The sequence below is a fragment of the Paenibacillus sp. FSL K6-1330 genome, from assembly GCF_037976825.1.
In the GTDB taxonomy this organism is placed as follows: Bacteria; Bacillota; Bacilli; order Paenibacillales; family Paenibacillaceae; genus Paenibacillus_AQ.
Genome location: NZ_CP150269.1, coordinates 1,717,096 through 1,737,402 on the forward strand (window position 1 = coordinate 1,717,096; position 20,307 = coordinate 1,737,402).

General features: G+C 51.6%; 15 protein-coding genes. 14 read left to right on the top strand and 1 reads right to left on the bottom strand.

The annotated features are described in order from the left end of the window. Positions 1 to 95: 95 nt before the first annotated feature. The 5 genes from NYE54_RS07425 (at position 96) to NYE54_RS07445 (ending at position 9,372) form a co-directional block, all read left to right on the top strand. Positions 96 to 1,103, top strand: a complete 1,008-nt coding sequence (locus NYE54_RS07425) for a C45 family peptidase (protein ID WP_339271199.1) — start codon at positions 96 to 98, stop codon at positions 1,101 to 1,103. 375 nt (positions 1,104 to 1,478) lie between these two features. Beyond that, positions 1,479 to 2,180: an ABC transporter ATP-binding protein gene (locus tag NYE54_RS07430; RefSeq protein WP_339271201.1), complete on the top strand. Its 702-nt coding sequence runs from the start codon at positions 1,479 to 1,481 to the stop codon at positions 2,178 to 2,180. 13 nt (positions 2,181 to 2,193) lie between these two features. Further along, a complete protein-coding gene (locus NYE54_RS07435; RefSeq protein ID WP_339271203.1) occupies positions 2,194 to 5,511 on the top strand; it encodes an FtsX-like permease family protein in 3,318 nt (1,105 codons plus the stop codon). A gap of 278 nt (positions 5,512 to 5,789) precedes the next feature. After that, on the top strand, positions 5,790 to 7,532 hold the full coding sequence (locus NYE54_RS07440) for an ABC transporter ATP-binding protein (protein ID WP_339271205.1): 1,743 nt from the start codon (positions 5,790 to 5,792) through the stop codon (positions 7,530 to 7,532). Further along, positions 7,513 to 9,372, top strand: coding sequence for an ABC transporter ATP-binding protein (locus NYE54_RS07445; protein ID WP_339271207.1), 1,860 nt, complete (start codon positions 7,513 to 7,515; stop codon positions 9,370 to 9,372). The genes NYE54_RS07440 and NYE54_RS07445 overlap by 20 nt, the downstream gene beginning before the upstream one ends. Positions 9,373 to 9,601: 229 nt before the next feature. On the opposite strand, the gene NYE54_RS07450 is transcribed toward NYE54_RS07445, so the two are convergent. Then, positions 9,602 to 10,993, bottom strand: coding sequence for an MFS transporter (locus NYE54_RS07450; RefSeq protein WP_339271209.1), 1,392 nt, complete (start codon positions 10,991 to 10,993; stop codon positions 9,602 to 9,604). Positions 10,994 to 11,111: 118 nt separating this feature from the next. Between NYE54_RS07450 and NYE54_RS07455 the strand changes: the two genes are divergently transcribed. The 9 genes from NYE54_RS07455 (at position 11,112) to NYE54_RS07495 (ending at position 20,165) form a co-directional block, all read left to right on the top strand. Next, the gene (locus NYE54_RS07455) at positions 11,112 to 12,023 is read left to right on the top strand and encodes a LysR family transcriptional regulator (RefSeq protein ID WP_339271211.1); all 912 of its coding nucleotides are present in this window, start codon (positions 11,112 to 11,114) and stop codon (positions 12,021 to 12,023) included. A 303-nt stretch (positions 12,024 to 12,326) separates the two neighbouring features. Next, the gene (locus NYE54_RS07460) at positions 12,327 to 13,103 is read left to right on the top strand and encodes an ABC-2 family transporter protein (RefSeq protein WP_339271212.1); all 777 of its coding nucleotides are present in this window, start codon (positions 12,327 to 12,329) and stop codon (positions 13,101 to 13,103) included. Continuing rightward, positions 13,100 to 13,900 (top strand): ABC-2 family transporter protein, encoded by an 801-nt coding sequence (locus NYE54_RS07465; protein WP_339271214.1) that lies wholly within the window; start codon positions 13,100 to 13,102, stop codon positions 13,898 to 13,900. Before NYE54_RS07460 ends, NYE54_RS07465 begins: the two co-directional genes overlap by 4 nt. Before the next feature lie 15 nt (positions 13,901 to 13,915). Next, positions 13,916 to 14,902 (top strand): ATP-binding cassette domain-containing protein, encoded by a 987-nt coding sequence (locus NYE54_RS07470; RefSeq protein WP_339271216.1) that lies wholly within the window; start codon positions 13,916 to 13,918, stop codon positions 14,900 to 14,902. 100 nt (positions 14,903 to 15,002) lie between these two features. After that, positions 15,003 to 15,503 carry a DUF3995 domain-containing protein gene (locus NYE54_RS07475; protein ID WP_339271218.1) on the top strand — a complete coding sequence of 167 codons (501 nt, stop codon included), beginning with the start codon at positions 15,003 to 15,005 and terminating at the stop codon, positions 15,501 to 15,503. A 205-nt stretch (positions 15,504 to 15,708) separates the two neighbouring features. After that, entirely contained in the window at positions 15,709 to 17,679 is a 1,971-nt protein-coding gene (locus NYE54_RS07480; RefSeq protein ID WP_339271220.1) for a tetratricopeptide repeat protein, read from the top strand. 142 nt (positions 17,680 to 17,821) lie between these two features. Then, positions 17,822 to 18,571 (top strand): methionine ABC transporter ATP-binding protein, encoded by a 750-nt coding sequence (locus NYE54_RS07485; protein WP_339273420.1) that lies wholly within the window; start codon positions 17,822 to 17,824, stop codon positions 18,569 to 18,571. Between the two features lie 4 nt (positions 18,572 to 18,575). Continuing rightward, positions 18,576 to 19,274: a methionine ABC transporter permease gene (locus NYE54_RS07490; protein ID WP_076322978.1), complete on the top strand. Its 699-nt coding sequence runs from the start codon at positions 18,576 to 18,578 to the stop codon at positions 19,272 to 19,274. 54 nt (positions 19,275 to 19,328) lie between these two features. Continuing rightward, positions 19,329 to 20,165, top strand: a complete 837-nt coding sequence (locus NYE54_RS07495) for a MetQ/NlpA family ABC transporter substrate-binding protein (protein ID WP_339271223.1) — start codon at positions 19,329 to 19,331, stop codon at positions 20,163 to 20,165. Positions 20,166 to 20,307: the final 142 nt, after the last annotated feature.

Sequence of the window (20,307 nt, forward strand, 5' to 3'; positions counted from 1 at the left end):
GGTCGGAGCTTTTTATTGGAAGATGGATGAATTGCATTTATAATCGGATAAGGGATATATTCCCATATGGAAATCGCCGGGGTGGAGGGGTTAAAATGCCGGATTACACGGTACACATCATGCAGCTTAGAGAAGATAACTATTATAACGGGCTTAAGCTGGGTCGCAGCCTGCGAAATCAACCGATATTAAAAACTTTTGAAGCAGCCACCAAACCGGAGATCGATACGGAACAGTTGAAGAGCATCTATAACGAGTTTGCCCCGCAGCTGCTATCGGAGCTTGAAGGACTGGCGGAAGGCTTGGAAATGCCGTTTCCCAAAGCCGCCGCTCTCCTAGGGGGATACGATGTTCCAAAAATCGCGGCCATGGGCTGTTCGGCGATGATTACCCCTTCGTATTACGTAAGAAATTACGATTTTACGCCTGCGTTTTACGATGGTTATTTTACCGCGGCTCAACCCGAACAAGGTTTGGCGACCGTAGGTTATAATTTGCAGGCCATAGGTCGGCATGACGGGGTTAATGAAAAGGGACTTGCCGCCGGGCTGCACTTTGTGAGCTTTGACGGATACCGGACGGGCCTGTCGCCATGGGTCGGCGTTCGGATGATATTGGAATCATGCGCTACCGTAGAAGAAGTGTCTTATATGCTGCGCCATATTCCCCATGCGGCTTGCTATAACTTTTCAATAGGAGATGCACGAGGGAACATGGCCGTTGTCGAAGCAAGTCCGGATCAAGTCATTACCCGTGCGGGCGGGGAGGCGGCAATCGCCTGCGTTAACCATTACGAAGCGTTGACGGGTAAGAACAGGCCTTCCATCGAGCATTCCCTTGGGCGTAAACGTTACATCGATGGCCTGAATGCCACACAGTTGACCCAAATCGAAGCATTCGGTTTGTTTAAGGAGCGAGAGTCCCCGTTGTTTTTTACGGATTACGACGATTTGTTCGGAACGCTGCATACCTTTTCGTACGCCTTCGAAGAAGGAAGAGTCATGACTTCGCTTGCTCAGGGCAGTGCGCTTGATTTTTCGTTCAGGGATTGGGTCGAGGGCAAGGATATCCCGGCAGCGGAGTTGACCGGACATATCGATTGACTTTAAATCCATCAGAGAAGCGCTTCTTCGCAGGTGAAGAAGCGCTTTTTTTTGTGCTGCTCGGGCTATTTCGAATTTGGAACATTCTGTGACATTGCCATCGCGGGGGCTGCTGCGTTTTCTTTGGCCGATTTGTTTATGCTACACTGGATTAAAGGACGATCTCACTGAATGAACGTTATAACAAGGAATCTAACAACGGAAAATGCACTGATACGAGGCATAGCACAATGATTGCGGCAGATGTCGAAGGACGTATCAATACACGGTGAACAGCCCTACGGCAAGATCTCCGGTTAAGCCTCCATTTGGGTTACATAAGTTTACATAACGATTCAAGCCGATATTGCAACCATGAGTTGGGAGTGGAGTAACATGGCTTTTGTGAGCATGAAGGATGAATATAAGCGCTACCGGATGGGAGAGACCACCATTGTAGCCAATGATGGAATCAACCTGGAGATCGAAAAAGGCGAGTTTGCGATCATTGTCGGTCCCAGCGGCGCAGGCAAATCCACGGTGCTGAATATATTGGGCGGCATGGATACCGCGGATGAGGGACAAGTGCTGGTGGATGGAACGGATATTGCCAGGTTTAACAGCAAGGAGTTGACCGGCTATCGGCGCAATGACGTCGGATTTGTGTTTCAATTTTATAACCTGGTTCCCAATCTGACGACCAAAGAAAATGTGGAACTGGCTTCGCAGATTTCTCCCCGGGCTTTGGACGCCGAACAAGTACTACGGGATGTCGGCCTTGGTAATCGTCTGAACAATTTTCCGGCACAGCTGTCCGGCGGGGAACAGCAGCGGGTAGCGATTGCCAGAGCACTCGCCAAGCAGCCGAAGCTGCTTCTCTGCGATGAACCCACGGGTGCGCTTGATTACCATACCGGAAAGCAGGTGCTGAAGCTGCTCCAAGACACCTGCCGCCATACCGGAACGACGGTTATCGTCATTACGCATAATTCTGCCCTGACGCCGATGGCGGATCGGGTCATCGAGATCAACAATGCCAAGGTTCGGAATATGATTTTGAATCCGACCCCCGTTTCTGTAGACAACATCGAGTGGTAGGGAGATACATATCATGAAGAAAAGAGCGCTGTGGACTGATATTTTCCGGGAAATATCGCGGACAAAAGCTCGGTTTCTGTCCATTTTTGCCATTATTATGCTCGGCGTCGGTTTTTTTGCGGGGATCAAAGCCACGGGTCCAGATATGCTGGACACCGCGGATCACTACTATAGCGATTTAAAGCTGATGGATCTTAAGGTTCAGTCCACCTTGGGTCTCGAACAAAGCGATATCGAGAAGCTGAAGTTGGTTGCCGGAGTGGATGAGGTTCAACCTGGCTATAGTACAGACGTATTCCTCGGTGACAGCGGGCGGATCGCGAAGGTCCTCTCCTATGACCCAGGAAATAATCTGAATCAATATGTGCTTACAGAAGGCCGAATGCCGGAGGCCACAGGGGAAATCGTCATCGACGCAGGAGACCGCGGAAATGAATTTAAACTGGGGGATCAGATTACCTTTACCAATCCGAATCAGGAAGTCAACCTCAAGAAAAAGTTTGACCACCTAACTTACACGGTTGTGGGAAGGGCGAAGAGTCCGCTGTTCATCAGCAGCATGAGCCGGGGAACGAGCGGCATCGGCAAGGGGACAGCGGATGTGTTCGCCGTTATACCGGAGAAGGACTTTAAACTATCTGTATATACGGAAGCCTACCTGACCTTTCAAGACACAGCTGAATCAGCTCCCTATACGCCTGAGTATGACGAGAAGATCAAACGGCACAAAGAAGCGGTAGAACTGGCACTGGAGACCATGCCGCAGGAGCGGCTGACAGAGATTCGTGTCAACGGTCAGAAGAAGCTGGATGAGGCCATGGACAAAATCGAGGATGCCAAGAAACAGCTGGCCGATGCGGAGCAGAAGTTAAATGATGCGAAGGTCAAGCTGAATGAAGGCGAGCAATCCTACCGCGATGGCGTCAACAAGCTTCAAACCGAGCTGGACCAGGGGCAAGCCAAGCTGGATTCCGCGGCCAAAAAGCTTGCCCAAGGCAGAGCGGAGCTGAAGCGGAATCGGCAGCAGTTGGAGCAAGGACAATCCCAGCTTAAGATGGGTCAAAGTCAACTGGATCAACAAAAGTCGGAGCTGGCACCGAAGCTGGCACAAGGACAGCAATTAGCGAAGGCGCTGCAGCAAATCTCCGGTTTAGATCCGGAGGGCATACCGGAAGAGCAGAGGAAAGAACTGCTCTCGGCGGCTCAGGCGGCCGATCCGAAACTAGGAGCAGCTACTGCGGGTTTCATGGGAGGCGCATTGGATGGCGCTGCTTTGCAAAAGGCTGCTTCTGCGTTCCAGAGCGGTTTAAACGAAGCTTCCCTGCAACTGGATAACGCTCAGCAGAAGCTGCATGCAAGCCGAGCAGAGCTGAAAGAAGGACAAGCCAAACTTCGGGAAGCTGAGCGTCAGCTTGTGCAGGGTGAAGCTTCGTTGAAGCAAGGAACGGAGGAGCTTGCTGCGGCTAAACAGGCAGGGGAAGCCAAGCTCGCGGATGCGAAAGCGGAGCTTAGCGAAGGGCAGGAGGAGTACCAGGAGGGCCTAAAGAAATTTAATGAAGAAAAAGTAAAAGCTGAACGGGAAATCGCGGATGGCGAGAAGGAAGTGGCTGAGGGACAGAAGGAGCTGGATCAGCTCGAGCTGCCCAAAGTCTACGTTATGGACCGCAGCGTCAATCCGGGGTATACCGAGTACAGCGATAATGCAGACCGCTTATCTTCCATTGCAACGGCATTCCCGGTGTTCTTTTTCCTGATCGCCGCCCTCGTCAGCCTGACAACGATGACTCGGATGGTTGAGGAGCAGCGGCTGCAGATCGGAACCTTGAAAGCACTTGGATACAGCAACCGGGATGTGATGAAAAAATTTCTGGTCTATTCGACGCTGGCCAGTGTTGCGGCCTCAGCAGCCGGACTGGCTATCGGCTTCACCTTGTTTCCTGCGATTATCTATGATGCTTACGGCGCTTTATATAATCTGCCGGATGTGCGAACCCGTTTTTATCTCAGCTACAGCATTATCTCGATTGTCGTGGCTGTGCTCTGTACGACCATGACAGCTTATGTGGCAACACGAGTGGAACTTCGAAGCAACGCTTCGGTCCTGATGCGTCCAAGAGCGCCTAAGAACGGATCCCGCATATGGCTGGAGCGAGTGCCTTGGATGTGGAACCGACTCGGTTTTATTGGAAAAGTAACCGCCCGCAATCTGTTCCGCTACAAGCAGCGGATGTTTATGACTGTCTGCGGCGTTGCCGGTTGCACGGCTCTGATTCTGACCGGTTTCGGTCTCAAGGATTCCATCGGGGATATCGCGCCGCTGCAATACGGAAAGATCATGCAGCATCAAGCGACGGTTGTATTTCAAGACGATAACGGCGATAGCAGCATGCTGGAGGATTATAACAAGCGCATTGCGGATACGCCGGAGATTACGGGGATTTTGAATGTGACCCAAGAGGCGATGACCGCGACCGCCCCCGGGGTGAACGCCCAGGATGTGAGTTTGTTCGTGCCGCAATCGCCGGAGGAGATCGATTCCTTTATCGTCCTGAAATCCCGTGGGCAAGAGAAGACACTGTCACTGACGGATGACGGTGCGATCATTACCGAGAAGCTCGCCAAGCTGTTTGATCTCAAGATCGGCAGTACTTTCACCGTCCAGAACAGCGACAACGATCCTTATGAGATACGTGTAGCCGGGATAACGGAGAACTATGCCTTGCATTACGTCTATATGACGCCGCTGTATTACAAAGAGATTTTTGATGCAGCGCCGGAAGTGAACAGTCAATTGCTGACGTATGACAACAACAATCACGATCCGGAGTGGGAGGACCAGCTTGGAGAAACGTTAACCGCAAGCCAGCGGGTGGCGATGGTCAGCTTCACGAGTGGAGTAAGCAATGCCTTTAGTGATACGATGGACAGCATGAACGTCGTGGTGGTTGTCCTGATTGTATCTGCAGCAGCGCTCGCGTTTGTCGTCCTGTACAATCTGACGAATATTAACGTATCTGAGCGGATACGGGAGCTGTCAACGATCAAGGTGCTTGGCTTCTATGATAAGGAAGTAACCATGTACATTTATCGCGAAAATATGATTCTGACCGTGCTGGGGATCATAGCGGGCAGTCTGGGAGGCGTGTTCCTGCACCGGTTCGTTCTCCTGACCGCGGAAGTGGACGCGATGATGTTCAGTCCCGCCATCCATGGAATCAGTTACGGCTATGCGGCACTGCTGACACTGTTGTTCTCGGCCATTGTCATGGCCTCCATGCATTACAAACTGAAGCGGATTGATATGATTGAAGCGCTGAAATCAGTGGAATAGATATATGTTTCAACAAGAGAGCCCTATTCGAGAGGAGACAATCCTGAAGAATAGGCTCTCTTTTTCATCTCCGGTGTACAGCTCCCTACACATGTCAACCATTGCGTTTTGAAATGTGAATTCCTGTGATATTTTTAATCAGCCGGTAAGTTATAGGAGAAAATATATTATAATAGACATATCCAGCTCTTGTACGAACTAATATTGCTACTACATGAAGACCAGTGGGTAATTGATGATAGAACATGATAAAGGTCTTCAGCCTCGGAGGAATGCATATGGGAATGGTCTTCTCGATCTTGAAAAAGTACCGCGTAGCAGCGATTGCGGCACTGGTCATGATGCTGATTGAGCTCACCGTTGAGCTGATTCAGCCGCTGCTCATCTCTAAAATCATTGACGACGGCATTCAGAAACAGGATTTGTCCGTCGTATGGATGTGGGGAGCCGTTTTAACTGGAAGCGCTATTATTGCCTTTATAGCGGGGATATCCAGCTCTTTTTTTGCGGCGCATACGAGTCAGGGACTCGGCTATGATCTGCGTGATCAGCTGTATGAAAAGGTGCAGTCCTTCTCCTATTCGATTTTTAACCGGTTTGCTACCTCATCATTGATTACCAGACTTACGGGTGACGTCACCCAGATTCAGGATACGGTGTTCATGGGTTTACGGTTTATGACGCGTGTTCCGCTAGTTGTGCTGGGAAGCATTATCATGGCATTGGTCGTGAATGTGAAGCTGGGCATGCTGCTTGTCCTTACTGTGCCGTTGTTGTTTATTTTTATCGCTTGGATTATGAAGCGGGCAGCGGATGCGTTCCGCAATGTACAGCAGCGACTGGATGCGGTAAACGGCGTCATCCAGGAGAATTTGACCGGGATTCGGTTGATTCGCGTATTCGTGCGCATGGGTCACGAGATTGAACGCTTTGCCCGTACCTCGGGCAAGCTGATGAGCACCACCGTCTCGACCTTGCGGTTAACGGAGACAACGATGCCGTTTATACTTCTCATTATGAATGCCGGGATTATGGCGGTCCTGTGGTTTGGCCGCAAAGACATCGCGTCCGGCAGTGCCAGCGTCGGCGAAGTGGTTGCGGTAGTCAATTATTCCCTCCGCTGTATTGGCGCCATGTCCGCCCTGTCTTGGGTTGTCGTTGCCTTCTCCCGGGGACGCGCTTCCGCCCAGCGGACGCAGGAAGTGTTAAAGACCGAAGAGGATGCAGCAAGCGCGGGCAAGGATAAAAATAAAAAGGTTGAAATTCAAGGGGGCGTGAAGTTCGAGCAAGTGAGCTTCAGCTACCCGGGCAGCGACATCGACGTGCTGACGGATATTTCCTTTGAAGCGAGGCCCGGAGAGCGGATCGCGATTATGGGAGCAACAGGTTCCGGCAAATCTTCGTTAGTACAGCTGATTCCACGGCTTTACGAGGAAGAGAAGGGGACCGTGCTCGTAGACGGAATGGATGCCGGATCGATCGATGAGGTGAATCTGCGCAGCAGCATCGGTTATGTGCCGCAGGAAGTGCTGCTCTTCTCCGGTACGGTCCGGGAGAACATTGCCTGGGGACGCGAGGATGCTTCCATGGAGGAAATTAAAGAAGCGGCGCGCAGAGCCCAAATCCATGATACCATCGAGCATTTGCCTAAGGGCTATGACACGATGCTGGGCCAGCGGGGAGTCAACTTGTCCGGCGGGCAGAAGCAGCGCTTGTCCATTGCACGAGCACTTGTACGAAAGCCCGCCATCCTTATTCTGGACGACAGCACCAGCGCCCTTGACGTCCGTACGGAAGGTGCCCTGCTGGATGCCCTGAAGGATTTGTCCTGCACGACGTTTTTGATCACGCAGAAGATCAGCTCGACCACTTCGGCTGATTTGATTCTGCTGCTGGATGATGGGCGTTTGATTGGAAAAGGGAACCACGACGCTTTGATGGAAAGTTCCGCTCTTTATCGACGCATCTATGAATCCCAATACGGAGAGGAGGCGCAGCAGCATGCTCAAGGCATTCACTGAACCGTTTCGTCATCCAAGACCGAAGATCGATCTTGGCAACAATAAGGATGGCGGCAAGGGCGGTAAGCCAAAAGCCAAGGCCAAAAACTGGTCGGCTACCCTCTCCAGAATATGGGCTTATCTTGCCCGCCGCAAAGGGAAGCTCGCACTTGTACTGCTGATGGTGATGTTCAGTTCGGGCCTGGCGCTGCTCGGTCCCTATCTGCTCGGCGTCGGGGTGGACAAATTTCTGGATGATGTGCGTAATCCGGACAGCTCCATCGACTCGGCCTGGTTGTATTTTCTCGTTGGCCTGGCCGCCGTCTATGTCCTTCAGGCTTTAACCACCTGGCTGCACAACGTCTGGATGATCGGCATCGCTCAAGAAACGGTGTACCGGATGCGGATGGATCTGTTCACGCATCTGCACAGGCTCCCGATACCGTTCTATGGCAAGCGCCAACAGGGTGAGATCATGAGCCGTCTGACGAACGATATCGAGAACGTGAGCTCAACGCTGAACAGCTCAGCCATTCAAATCTTCTCGAGCGCGCTGACCTTAATCGGTACATTATCCGTCATGTTATGGCTTAGCCCGCTGCTTACGCTACTGACCTTCCTGGTTGTGCCGCTGATGATGATGGGGATGCGCTGGATCACCCGACGGACAGGCCCCTTGTTCAAAGAGCGTCAACGCAACCTGGGGGATCTGAACGGGTATATTGAAGAAACGCTGTCAGGACAGCGGATCATTAAGGCTTTTTCCCAGGAAGAACGGGTTGTCCGCGAATTCGATGAGCGCAATCAACGGATTCGCCTTTCGGGCTTCTGGGCGCAGAGCATCTCAGGCTTTATTCCGAAACTGATGAACGGGCTCAACAACTTGAGCTTTGCGATCGTAGCGGGAATTGGCGGCATCATGGCGATCCAGGGACATATTACGATCGGCGTCATCATTATATTTGAGAGTTACGCGCGACAGTTTACGAGACCGCTGAACGATCTGGCGAACCAATGGAATACGCTGCTGTCAGCCATCGCGGGTGCGGAACGCGTATTCGAAGTGCTGGATGAAGAGGTTGAAGCGAAGGATGAAGGGGCTGCTGTCACGCTGAAAAGCGTGGAGGGTGCGGTGAAGTTCGACAACGTATCGTTTTCTTATGAAAAAGACGGAGACACGCTGGAAGGAATCAGCTTTGAAGCGAAACCCGGCGAGATGATTGCGCTGGTCGGTCCGACCGGTGCAGGGAAAACCACCTTAATTCAGCTTCTATCCCGGTTCTACGATCCGGACAGTGGAAGCATAACCCTCGACGGGCGGGATATTTCTTCGATTCGCAGGGAGAGCCTGCGCTCGCAGATGGCTTTTGTGCTGCAGGATTCCTTCCTTTTCCAGGGCACGATCCGTGAGAATATCCGCTTCGGACGGCTGGATGCCACCGATGAGGAAGTGGAAGAAGCCGCGAAGCTGGCCAATGCCCACTCGTTTATCGTGCGGATGAAGGACGGTTATGACAAGAAACTCAAGCCTGACGGCAGCGGCATCAGCCAAGGCCAGAAGCAGTTGCTTGCGATCGCGAGGGCGATTCTGGCCAACCCTTCCATGCTGGTGCTGGATGAAGCGACAAGCAGCATCGATACGGTAACGGAGATCAAGATCCAGGAAGGATTGCAGCGGTTAATGAAGGGAAGGACGAGCTTCGTGATTGCCCATCGTCTAAATACGATCCGCTCGGCGGACCGCATCCTGGTGCTGAAGGATGGGCACCTGCTGGAACAAGGCTCTCATGATGAACTGCTGAAGCAGGGAGGGTTCTACAGCGACCTGTATTACGGCCAGTTGAAACGAGCGGCTATGTAATATTGCACCAGTGCCAAGGTAGAGGAGTGTACCATCAACGTCCAGCATCACTTGCAGCCGCGGTTTCCGCAATGAGGTTACCCGGCATAGACTATGGTTGTCTGTTGAGGACATCATGCCATATTGGAACATGCATTAAAATAGAATCAAAACCACCGGAGAGGCTTGAAGAAGCCTATTGTTACTCCGGTGGTTTTTCTATTGACCTGGTTAATCTGTTGTTCTCTCCTTACTTAGAAACTGGGGTTTGAACCTGCAGCTTACGCTGTCCCGCTCTGCCAAATTGCAGCATAAACAGCAGGAGAACTCCAGCTTGTAAGGCAAACAGGACGATATAGATGTTGCTGTAGGTGGAGGCTCCCTGGAACAGATTCAGCGGATTCCAGGAACTTCCGGCGCCAAGATCGACGGCTTTGCCGTATACCCCTGTGGCGATCGCACCTGACAGGAAGTTGAGCAGAGAGAACAATCCCATACCGACGCCGGTTTGTTCTTTGGGCAGCAACAAGGAAATCGTCTTGGAGAGCGAGATTTGCATAAACATTTGCCCCACATTGCCGAAGATCAGAAACAGCGCAATGAGGAATGGCGATATGCCCGCGAAGGTGGACAACAGAGCGAAACAGACCAGAAGCAGGGTGGACGCTATATAGAATAGATAACGTGTTCCCTTGGTATCCGCGAGCTTGCCGCCTCTTCCGCCAAGCATGGCCGTGACGATGGCTCCCGGCACCATGACAAATCCGATCCACCCCGGAGCCAAACCGTTAATATTCGCCAACAGCTGTGGAGTTAGAAAGGGCAGGGCGTAACCGACACTCACGATGAATATGGCGAGCATTAGTCCGACTGAGTAGCTTTTGTTGCTGAATAAACGGGGCTGAACAAAAGGCTCTTTAGCCGATCGAATGCGCAGGAGGAATAACAGGAACAGCATGAAGCTGCCTAAACCATATATCCAGCTTCCCTGTGTCACCGCAAGGAGCAGCAGCGCAACCGTCCCTGCCAGAAGACCGCCACCGAGCCAATCGATCCGTCCCCCCTGGCCTTGTTCATTGCCCAAATATTTGCGGTACAAGGGCAAGGTGACGAGGATCAACACCGGGATGAAGAAGAGCCATCTCCAGTGGAACACACTGACGATCAAAGCCGAGACCACCGGCCCAATTGCGCTTCCGATCGCGAGTCCGGTAGCGGTTATGCCAAGCGCGCGGCCCCGGCTTTCTGCCGGGAAGTAACGGACGGGTATGATCATGGCTGTTGCCGGAATGACGGCTGCCCCCGCAGCCTGAAGTATCCGGCCCAGCAGGACCATCCAGTAGGCTTGTGCCGATAAGCCTGTAATGGAACCGACAAAGAAGAGGAGCAAACCGAAGGTGAGCAGATTTTTGAGTTTATAGGTGTCAGCCAATTTTCCGTATATGACAGAGCCTATGGCATATATCAGCATGTAAATCGAAGATACCCAACTGACTTGGGCAAAGGAAAGCTGGAATTGCTTGCTGATTTCCGGAAGTACGATATTAAACATGGTTGCGCTCATCGATGAGAGAATCATTGTAAAAGCCAGAATGCGTATTAATTTTTCAGCCGATGGTGGTTGTTGCTGATGTTCGTTCATGTTATTTCCCCCTTTCCTTTGGTTACGATTTATTCTACAATCGATAGTTAATAAATAAAAATATATATTATGACATGCATTCATATACTTTAGGTTATCAATAAAGGAGGAAGATACCGTGGAACTGCTTCAGCTGCATTATTTTCAGACGGTGGCTAGAATGGAGCATATGACCAAAGCTGCAAAGGAACTTCGAATTGCCCAGCCTGCGCTCAGCAAGACGATTGCCCGGTTGGAGGAAGATTTGGGAGTACAACTGTTTGATCGGCAGAATCGCCAAATCAAGCTCAATTCATTCGGAAAGGCTTTTTTGAAAAGCGTAGATACGGCACTTTCGGCCATTGAGGAAGGCAAGAGAGAGGTGTCGGATTTGGCAGGTATGGAGAGGGGAAGCATACGTATTGCAACGACGGCGCTAAGCCGGCTGTCCAGAGCACTGGGTGCTTTCCGCACACGGTATCCTGAAGTGAATTTCCGCATTGTCCAGATTGCGCCCGACGCGATGATGGAGATGGTTCAGATGTTGGAGAACGGAGAGGTCGATTTATGCTTTACCGCAGCAGCATTGGATGAAGACAACATTCGGGAGATCCCGGTCCTCCATGCCGAGGTGTTCTTGGCGGTGCCTCACGGTCATCGATTGGCGGGACGGACCAGCATAACCCTTCAGGAGGTAGCGGGGGAAGCGTTCATCGAATACAAAGCAGGCCACCCGTTTCGAAAAATGAACGAGGAGTTCTGCCGTTTGGCCGGGATTAGCCGGAATGTCGTCTGTGAAGTGGATGAACCTGCAGCTTTGGCCAGCCTCGTATCCGCCGGACTTGGGGCGGCATTTGTACCCGGTTGCAAAGGGGATGAACAGCCGTCCTTCGCGATGGTGCGCATCGAGAAGCCTTCCTGCTACCGCACCTTCACCGTAGCTTGGCTGGAGCGGCGATATCTGTCTAAGGCAGCCAGGGAGTTCCAGTCCTTCCTGATAGAGTATTTCGGCGAGTTTCAGGGGCCGATGAAGCATAGGGACGTGATCTGACAACGTGTACCAGCGTATATGATGATGACGTCGGAGCAATTTCATACTCCAACAACGAAGTCTTCAAACTCCCTTGGTGGTTTCTTTCGAAACTGGCCTGGGAGGAGAAGGCTTCTTTTGTACTATCAGGTTAGCCAGAATCTTCTGGTTGACCTTTTTGTATGCCGAATCCCTTCACAATTTACCTTCCGAAAAAAGCCTTGCCTGAAATGGAACGTTCTGGTATGCTATTGTCCTTCTCTCATTTTCGCCTTGTCTGAAGTGGATGGGTCTGCCATCTAAAATGCTTATCGGAGGTGCTTCATGCTTTATTTTACATTGGCTTCCAAAGCCTATGCCCGCAATTTGCAGTACCGCGGCGCACACATGGTGCACAATATCGCCAGCGCGATGTTCGGCTTCATGTATGCCTGTATCTGGATCGGTCTCGGTGCGGACTACGCGCTCGGAGATTACGGAACGCAGGGAATGGTCGGTTATATCGCCTTTACGCAAGCTGCGCTCTGGGTTTCCAGTTTCGTCACGAATGGCCTCGGCATTCCCCAAGCCGTGCGAACCGGCCATATTTCTCTGGATTTGATGCGTCCCGTTCACTTGTTCAGTCATTTGATGGCCAAGGAATGGGGGCAAATCGCCTACCAATTCGTTTATAAATCGATCCCGATCTACCTGGTGTATTACTTTGCCTTCTCGCTGCATTTACCCGGAAAAGCATCTACCTTCCTCTATGTTGCCATTGCGCTTGCAGGTGCCGCCTACTTATCGATCTGCATCAACTATCTCATCGGCGCATCCGCATTATGGACAACGGAATCGTCTTGGTTGTATTGGGGCAACCATGCGATGATCAATCTGCTTGCAGGCTTCTTCATTCCGATTGAATGGCTGCCAGGCTGGCTTCAGACGCTGGCATGGTGGTCGCCGTATCCTTATCTGCTCTATGTGCCGACTCGAATTTATCTGGGTTTTGATGACGTTTCCTATCTATGGGGTACGCTCCTATGGTGCGTGCTGCTCACGCTGGCTAGCCTTCTGGCAACAGACTTCCTGAGACGGAAAGTGGAGGTGCAAGGAGGATGACCACAAGATCCTGGCTATCTCTGTATGCGCTGCTGATCCGTACCAGCATCAAAAGCCGCATGCAGTACAAATTTAATTTTATCCTGGCTTCGTTTCTCGCCGCCTTGATTCAGATTTCCGAATTCCTTATGGTCGCTATCGTGCTCTACAAGTTTGGGGCCATACAGGGATGGTCCATGCATGAAATCGGGTATTTGTTTGCCGTGATGACCTTATCGAAGACGCTCTACCGGACGTTTGCGGATGAAGTGCACCATCTTGAACACTACCTGGTTAACGGTGAGCTTGATCAGTTGCTGACCCGTCCCATGCCGGTACTGCTGGCGCTCATGCCGCAGAAATTCCGGATTATGCTGGGGGAAGTGCTGCAGGGCGGTTTTCTGCTCTGGTGGTCGCTGCATGGCATGATGGCGGCAGGGCAAGTTGGATGGAGCGCGGTGCCGCAATCGCTTTATATTATCGTCACGGGGGCCGTCATCCTGTTCTCAATCGGACTCGCTACCGCAACGTTCGGTTTTTGGACGACCCGTATCACCGAGCTTCAAAATATTACGGAGGACGCTGCCCGGACAGCAGCCCAGTATCCGCTCACGCTGTATCCCAAATGGATGTCGTCGATCCTGCTGATCGTGGTTCCGGTCGGTTTAGTTAATTACATCCCGTCATTATACATACTGCGGGGCGAGCTCGGAGCCTGGGTGCTGCCTGCGTTGGCTGGAGCGGCTCTATTATGCCTTTTCTTAAGTCTGAAATTCTGGCAATTTGGTTTGACCAAATATCAAAGTACAGGGAGCTAAAGGAGGAACGCGTCAATGATTGAAGTCCACAACATTCGCAAGGAGTTCAAAACGCCGGTTGTGAAGGAGGGGCGCTTCTCCGGTGTGCGAACCCTGTTTACGCGAGAATACCGGACGAAGGAAGCCGTGAAGGGAATCAGCTTTCAAGTGGAGCAGGGGGAATTCGTCGGTTACATCGGACCAAATGGGGCCGGGAAATCCACAACCATCAAAATGCTGACCGGCATTCTCCACCCGACCTCGGGTCATGTATCCATCGGAGGCATGAATCCGCACAAGGAACGGCGCAGCGTCGTGAACAATCTGGGCGTCGTATTCGGTCAACGGAGCCAGCTGTGGTGGGATTTGCCGGTGAAGGATTCCTACGATATTTTGGCTAAAATGTACAGCGTGGATCAGACGGACAAGGAGCGCAGGCTCGGTCAGTTTGCTGAACTGCTGGATTTACAGGCGTTCTGGGAAACGCCTGTGCGTAAGCTGTCGCTCGGGCAGCGCATGCGCGCCGACCTCGCCGCTGCGATGCTGCATGATCCTGACGTGCTGTTCCTGGATGAGCCGACGATCGGGCTGGACGTGAACGCCAAGCGGAATATCCGCCATTTTCTCAAGCTGATTAACCAACAATTCGGCAAAACCATACTGCTCACGACGCATGACATGGATGATATCGAACAGCTGTGCAATCGGGTGATGGTCATTAATAACGGCGAGCTGTCTTATGATGGAACGGTACAGTCTTTACGCGACACCATCGGGCTGCCTACCGTGATCACCGTCACTTTCCGCGGTCCTTTTGTTATTCCCGATCAATCTTTACGCGAAGGCGATCTTTCCGTCCCAATTCGGGTGACAAGCACGCTGGACAATACCGTCACCATTGAGGTGAACCGCCGCGAGATGAACACGCTTGATATTTTTAAAGAGCTGGGCCGCTGGGGCGAGCTGGATGATATCGATATGGAAGATCCCGATTTCGAAGATGTGATTCATAAGGTGTACTGAACTAAGTCGCGCAGGCTCCACCGCATATTTAAACGAAACTTAAACTTCAAGTTATCTAAATGCTCTTTTCGTTAAGTATGATGAGCTTGAGGTGATTGATATGAATAATTCAAGAATGAAAAAAGCCGGGTATACGGCTTGCATAGCCGCTGTTCTGTATGGCCTCCCCCATTATTGGTGGGGACTTGGCATCGGGTTTGCATTCCCGGGGGATTTCCAGGAAGCGCCTGATGAATTTTGGACGCACGTGATCGGTTACTGGGGAATGGGTACCCTGGCCTTATTGGCAGCCGTATTCGCGCTTGCTTTCGCCAGACCGTGGGGGTTACGCTTACCGAAATGGTTGCTAATTATACCTGCTGCCATCGGTTCTGTTTTGTTGTCATTATGGGGATTTACTTACTTCGTCATGCAGTATTTGTTAGCGGTCGGCCGAGTTCAGTCGGCCTCCATGTATGCCACTCAAGATGCAAGCCCCATGGCGGTGTGGGGATACTTCTGGTACGCACTCTTTCTGATCTGGGGAATTTCATTGGGTGCAGCAGCATACTATGCTGGAAAAGTCCGTAAGCAGAATAAAGCAAATCATTTCACTAAATAACGCATGTATTCCTTTTGATTGGACATTTTTGGTAACCTCGTACAATATAATAGGATACACACCTAAAGAGGAGCCTGCAGGGTTCCTCTTTAATTTGGGTGCAAATGGACATAGAGGAAGTATAATATAGAGATGAGAGGAAGGAGTCCTCTGCTCTAATTATACGAGCCCAAGAATAACATCTACATACAAAGGATGAGCCACCATGAAGTTGATGAAGCGGATCTGGTTCCGTATCGGTAACCATTACAGGAAGAAGCGGGATTTTGAACAAGCCCTTAAATATATGAGAAAAGGCGAAAGTGCCATTACCAGTTTCAATGATAAGCTGCACTATGCGGAACTGCTGCACAACAGCGGCCATTCGGAAGAGGCCGTAGCTTATTTGGGGCGCGTGATCGATACGAGCGGAAGCCATCGCGCTTATGAGCGGCGAGCTCATATTTTGCGTGAGCTGAGCCGGGAGCGCGAGGCCATTGAGGATCTAAATGAAGCGATTCGATTGAATGCCGACAATTATATGAATTGGTATACCCGGGGGATTGCCCACAAGGATTTGAACCAGTATGATGAGGCGATCCGGGATCTGAAGGAAAGCATCAAGAGAGAGGACGACAGCACGGTTATTTCGACTTACTATGAGCTGGGCATGACCTTTTACGAGAGCGGCAACCCGGCGGAGGCGGCGCACTATTTTCGCTTAAGCATCGAGAAGCCGGAACGCGCCATCCCGATGTATTATTACATGCTGTCCGTATCCCTGGATCTGATGGATCATGTACAGGAAGCCGTGGGTGTGCTGCAGGAGGGGATCCAGCTGGCTGATCGGTATGAGGCGGAAGCAGATGGCGGATATGCGTTGTTCGCAGACAGCACCAATTACAGCTATGGCGCATTTCAGACGTTTCAGCGGCAAGTGCGGGAGGCGTATTCCTTTCGGAAGCCCATGGCAGACCTGTACGTGCAGCTTGGGGACATGGGACAGGCCGAACACTATTTATCGGAGGCCATCGAGCGGTATCCGAATTCATACGAGCTTTACTTAAATAGAGCGGAGGTCTTCAACCGGTCTGATAACAAAAATGCAGCCAAAGCGGATTTGGAGTGGGCCATTGAAGCGGAGCCGGACGATTACCGTGCGTATTTCGACTTGGCTCGGATCTATCGCGAGGATGGCCTGGAAGAGCAAGCCTACGAGCTGATTTCGAAACTGTATGCAAGACAGCCGGACTCCCCGCTGGCCTGTTATTGGATGGCCGATTGTTACTACCGGCTGGGTCGTCAGGAGGAGGCGCTGGCGATCAATGACAAGCTGCTTAAGCTTGAAAATGATGATGCACCCAACTATGTGCAGCGCGCCGATATTTACATGGAGATGAATGATCTGCCATCTGCGGAGCAGGCGCTGAAGGAAGCAGCCGCTCTTCAGGATGGGACTGAAATCCGCAACAAGCTGAGTTATGTGCTCTATCTTCAAGGACGCAACGAGGAAGCGCTGCTTGAGCTGCAGGAAGCGGTTAAGCAGGAGGAGTCCTTCTCCGAGCATCCGACTTATCTGGCGGCCAGTGGTCATATATATAAGGAGATGGGTATGTGGGACCTCGCTATCGACGCATATTCCCAGGCGATTCAGGCGCATCCGTCGAATCCGAGATTTTACGAATTTCGTGCCGTTTGCTTTGTGGAGACCGGACAGCTGGAACGGGGATTAGCGGACTGCGCTCAAGGGCTCAGCTTGAACCCGGGGCAAGGCAGCCTGTACAGCCTGCGAAGTGGAATCTATTATACGATGGCGGATTATGCACAGGCGAAGGAAGATACGCTGCAAGTGCTGGAGCTTTCGCCGGGTCATCCGGGCGCTTATTTCAGACTGGGACAGATCTATTACAAGGATCAGGATGAGGATGCGGCATTGGCTGCTTTTGACGAGGTCCTGAAGCTGGTTCCCGAGCATGCCGACAGTTATCTGTACAAAGCACATATCTATTACGGCCAGTTCGAGCATGAGGATGCCGTACAGGCCATCGTGAACTGGAGCTTGCATCTTCAGAAGGAGATGTCACCAGCGGATAAAATCCAAGCCATCGAAGGCTTGGAGGGCTTTGAGGAGAGTTTGCTGAATAAGGCGGTAGAACGGTTAACGGGCATGTATGGGCATCAGCTTTATTTGTCCTGAGAACTTGCACTTTCTGGCAGCGAATAAGTGGTGTCACATTTTGTCCAAAATTGTGGTATGATTCAATAGTTGTTGCAGCATAACATGCTCGCAGGCTGTATAGCCAAGCGGGCTTTCTTCATGTGCAAGGAGGGGGATTATGATGATCTCACTGCAAGAGGTCAGTAAAAGCTTTGGCAATGGCAGTGACCGTTATCAGGCGATAGACACTGTCTCTCTTCATATTGAGGAGGGAAGCATACACGGCATCATCGGCACGAGCGGAGCCGGGAAATCGACGCTGCTGCGCCTCATGAATGTACTGGAGCGACCGGATTCCGGCCGAGTCGTAGTGAATGGTCAGGAGCTGACTTCGCTTGGCGGCAGGGAGCTTCGGGAGGCAAGAAGATCGATTGGCATGATCTTTCAGCTATTCCAGCTGGTCAGCAACCGGACGGTATGGGGCAATGTGTCGATGCCGCTTGAGCTGGCGAAGGTACCGAAGGCCCAGCGGGCGAAGCGTGTCCAGGAGGTCCTGCGTTTTGTTGGGCTTGAGGACAAAGCGAAGTCGTATCCCGCTCAGCTAAGCGGCGGGCAGAAGCAGCGGGTAGCGATTGCCAGAGCGTTAGCCAATTCGCCGACCGTCCTGTTGTGTGATGAGCCGACCTCATCCCTGGATCCGCAGACAACTGCGGACATTCTGGAGGTGCTCCGGCATATCAACCGAACGCTGGGGGTAACCATCGTGATCGTTTCCCACGAGATGGACGTGGTGAACGGCATTTGCGACCATGTATCCGTAATGGAGAACGGGCGTCTGAGCAGAACGTACCGTAATCAGCTAAGCGATGGAGAGGCTTCTCGGGGTTCAGAATCTTCAACGGACGGTGCAGGGAAAGTGGGGGATTGTTAGTTCCATGAATGACATCATTTCATATTTGAGTGATTATTTTGCCTACGTTCTGCAATATCAGAATGAAATATGGCGGGCGATTGGCGAGACGTTCATCATGGTGGGCATATCGATTGCTGCCGCCATAATACTGGGTCTTCCGGTCGGAACACTTCTATTTTTGTGCCGAAAAGGCCAGCAGTATGAGAATCGCCTGTTATTCTCCATTCTGAATGCCCTGGTTAACGTCATACGCTCCTTCCCGTTCCTGCTTCTGGTTGTCATTATGATTCCGGTCACGAGGTGGATTGTCGGCACTTCCCTCGGGACGCTTGCCGCTGCGGTGCCTTTATCCGTCGTTGCGGTGGCTTACTATTCAAGACTGGTCGAGCAATCCTTGCTGGAGGTGCCGAAGGAAGTGATGGAGGCTGCCGCTTCCATGGGGGCATCCACACTTCAGATGATATACAAATTCCTGTATGTGGAGGCCCGATCGGGCCTTGTACTCGGGCTGACAACATCCACGATCAGCTTTATCTCGTACTCCACGGTGATGGGAATCGTGGGCGGGGGCGGCGTCGGGGATTTCGCGATCCGCTACGGGTACCAGCGATTTGAGGGAGAGCTTATGTCCTTTACGATCATCATTATGATCATTCTGGTACAGTCGATTCAGTTCGGCGGGAACCTGGCATCCAGATTGCTGGATAAGAGAAAAGTTTAATTATGTTTTTGAACGCATGTACACCAATTATTTTTTACCTGGAGGTAACCTACGATGAATAAGAAATTAATGCTGCTGATGCTGACCCTCTTGCTGGTGCTGGCAGGTTGCGGACAGCAATCTGCCAAGGACGAAACCCCGGAGAACGCGGCGCCCGAAGCGAAAGAAGAAGTGACGCTAAAAGTCGCAACGCTCATTCCACCTATGACGGAGGTGCTTGACCTGGTGAAGCCGATGCTGAAGGAAGAAGGCATCAATCTGGATATCCGGATCCTGTCCGATAATGTGCAGCCGAACAATGCGCTGGCTCATAAAGAGGTAGATGCGAACTTCTTCCAGCATGTGCCGTACATGGAAGAATACAATGCGAACAACGGCTCGGAATTGGTTCCGGTCACGCCGATCTATAATGCCGTGTTTGGGGCTTACTCCAAAAAATATAAGACCATCGAAGAGCTTCCGGACGGTGCGACGATCGCGATTGCTAACGACCCTTCCAACATCGGCCGATCTCTGGTGATGTTCGAGAAGAACGGCCTGATTAAACTGAAGGAAGGCGTTGGCATTAAAGCGACGCAGGCGGATATTGTGGAGAATCCGCACCAATACAAGTTCACCGAGGTGGATCTGCTCATGCTGGCCCGTACGCTCGACGACGTCGATATGGTTGCCATGACGCCAGCATACGCGAAACCGCTGGGGCTTACCCCTAAGAAAGATGCTCTCGTAACCGAAGGCAACGACTCCGATTTCACCATTACGCTGGTGGCTCGTAAAGATAATGTGGATTCCGAGCCGATCCAGAAGCTTGCCAAGGCGATGACCAGCCCGGAAGTGAAGAAGTTCTTCGAGGATAACTATTCCGAGAGTGTGTTGCCGGCTTTTGAATAAAGCGCGAATTTTAGGGTTCGCATTAACCGTTCTTCGAGGTTTTGGGGAACGGTTATTTTTTTGCTCGCGGCCAAATATGGTATACTCTTGATGGATTTGAGAGGTGCATCTTACATACCCATACGTATTGGAGTTGAGAATT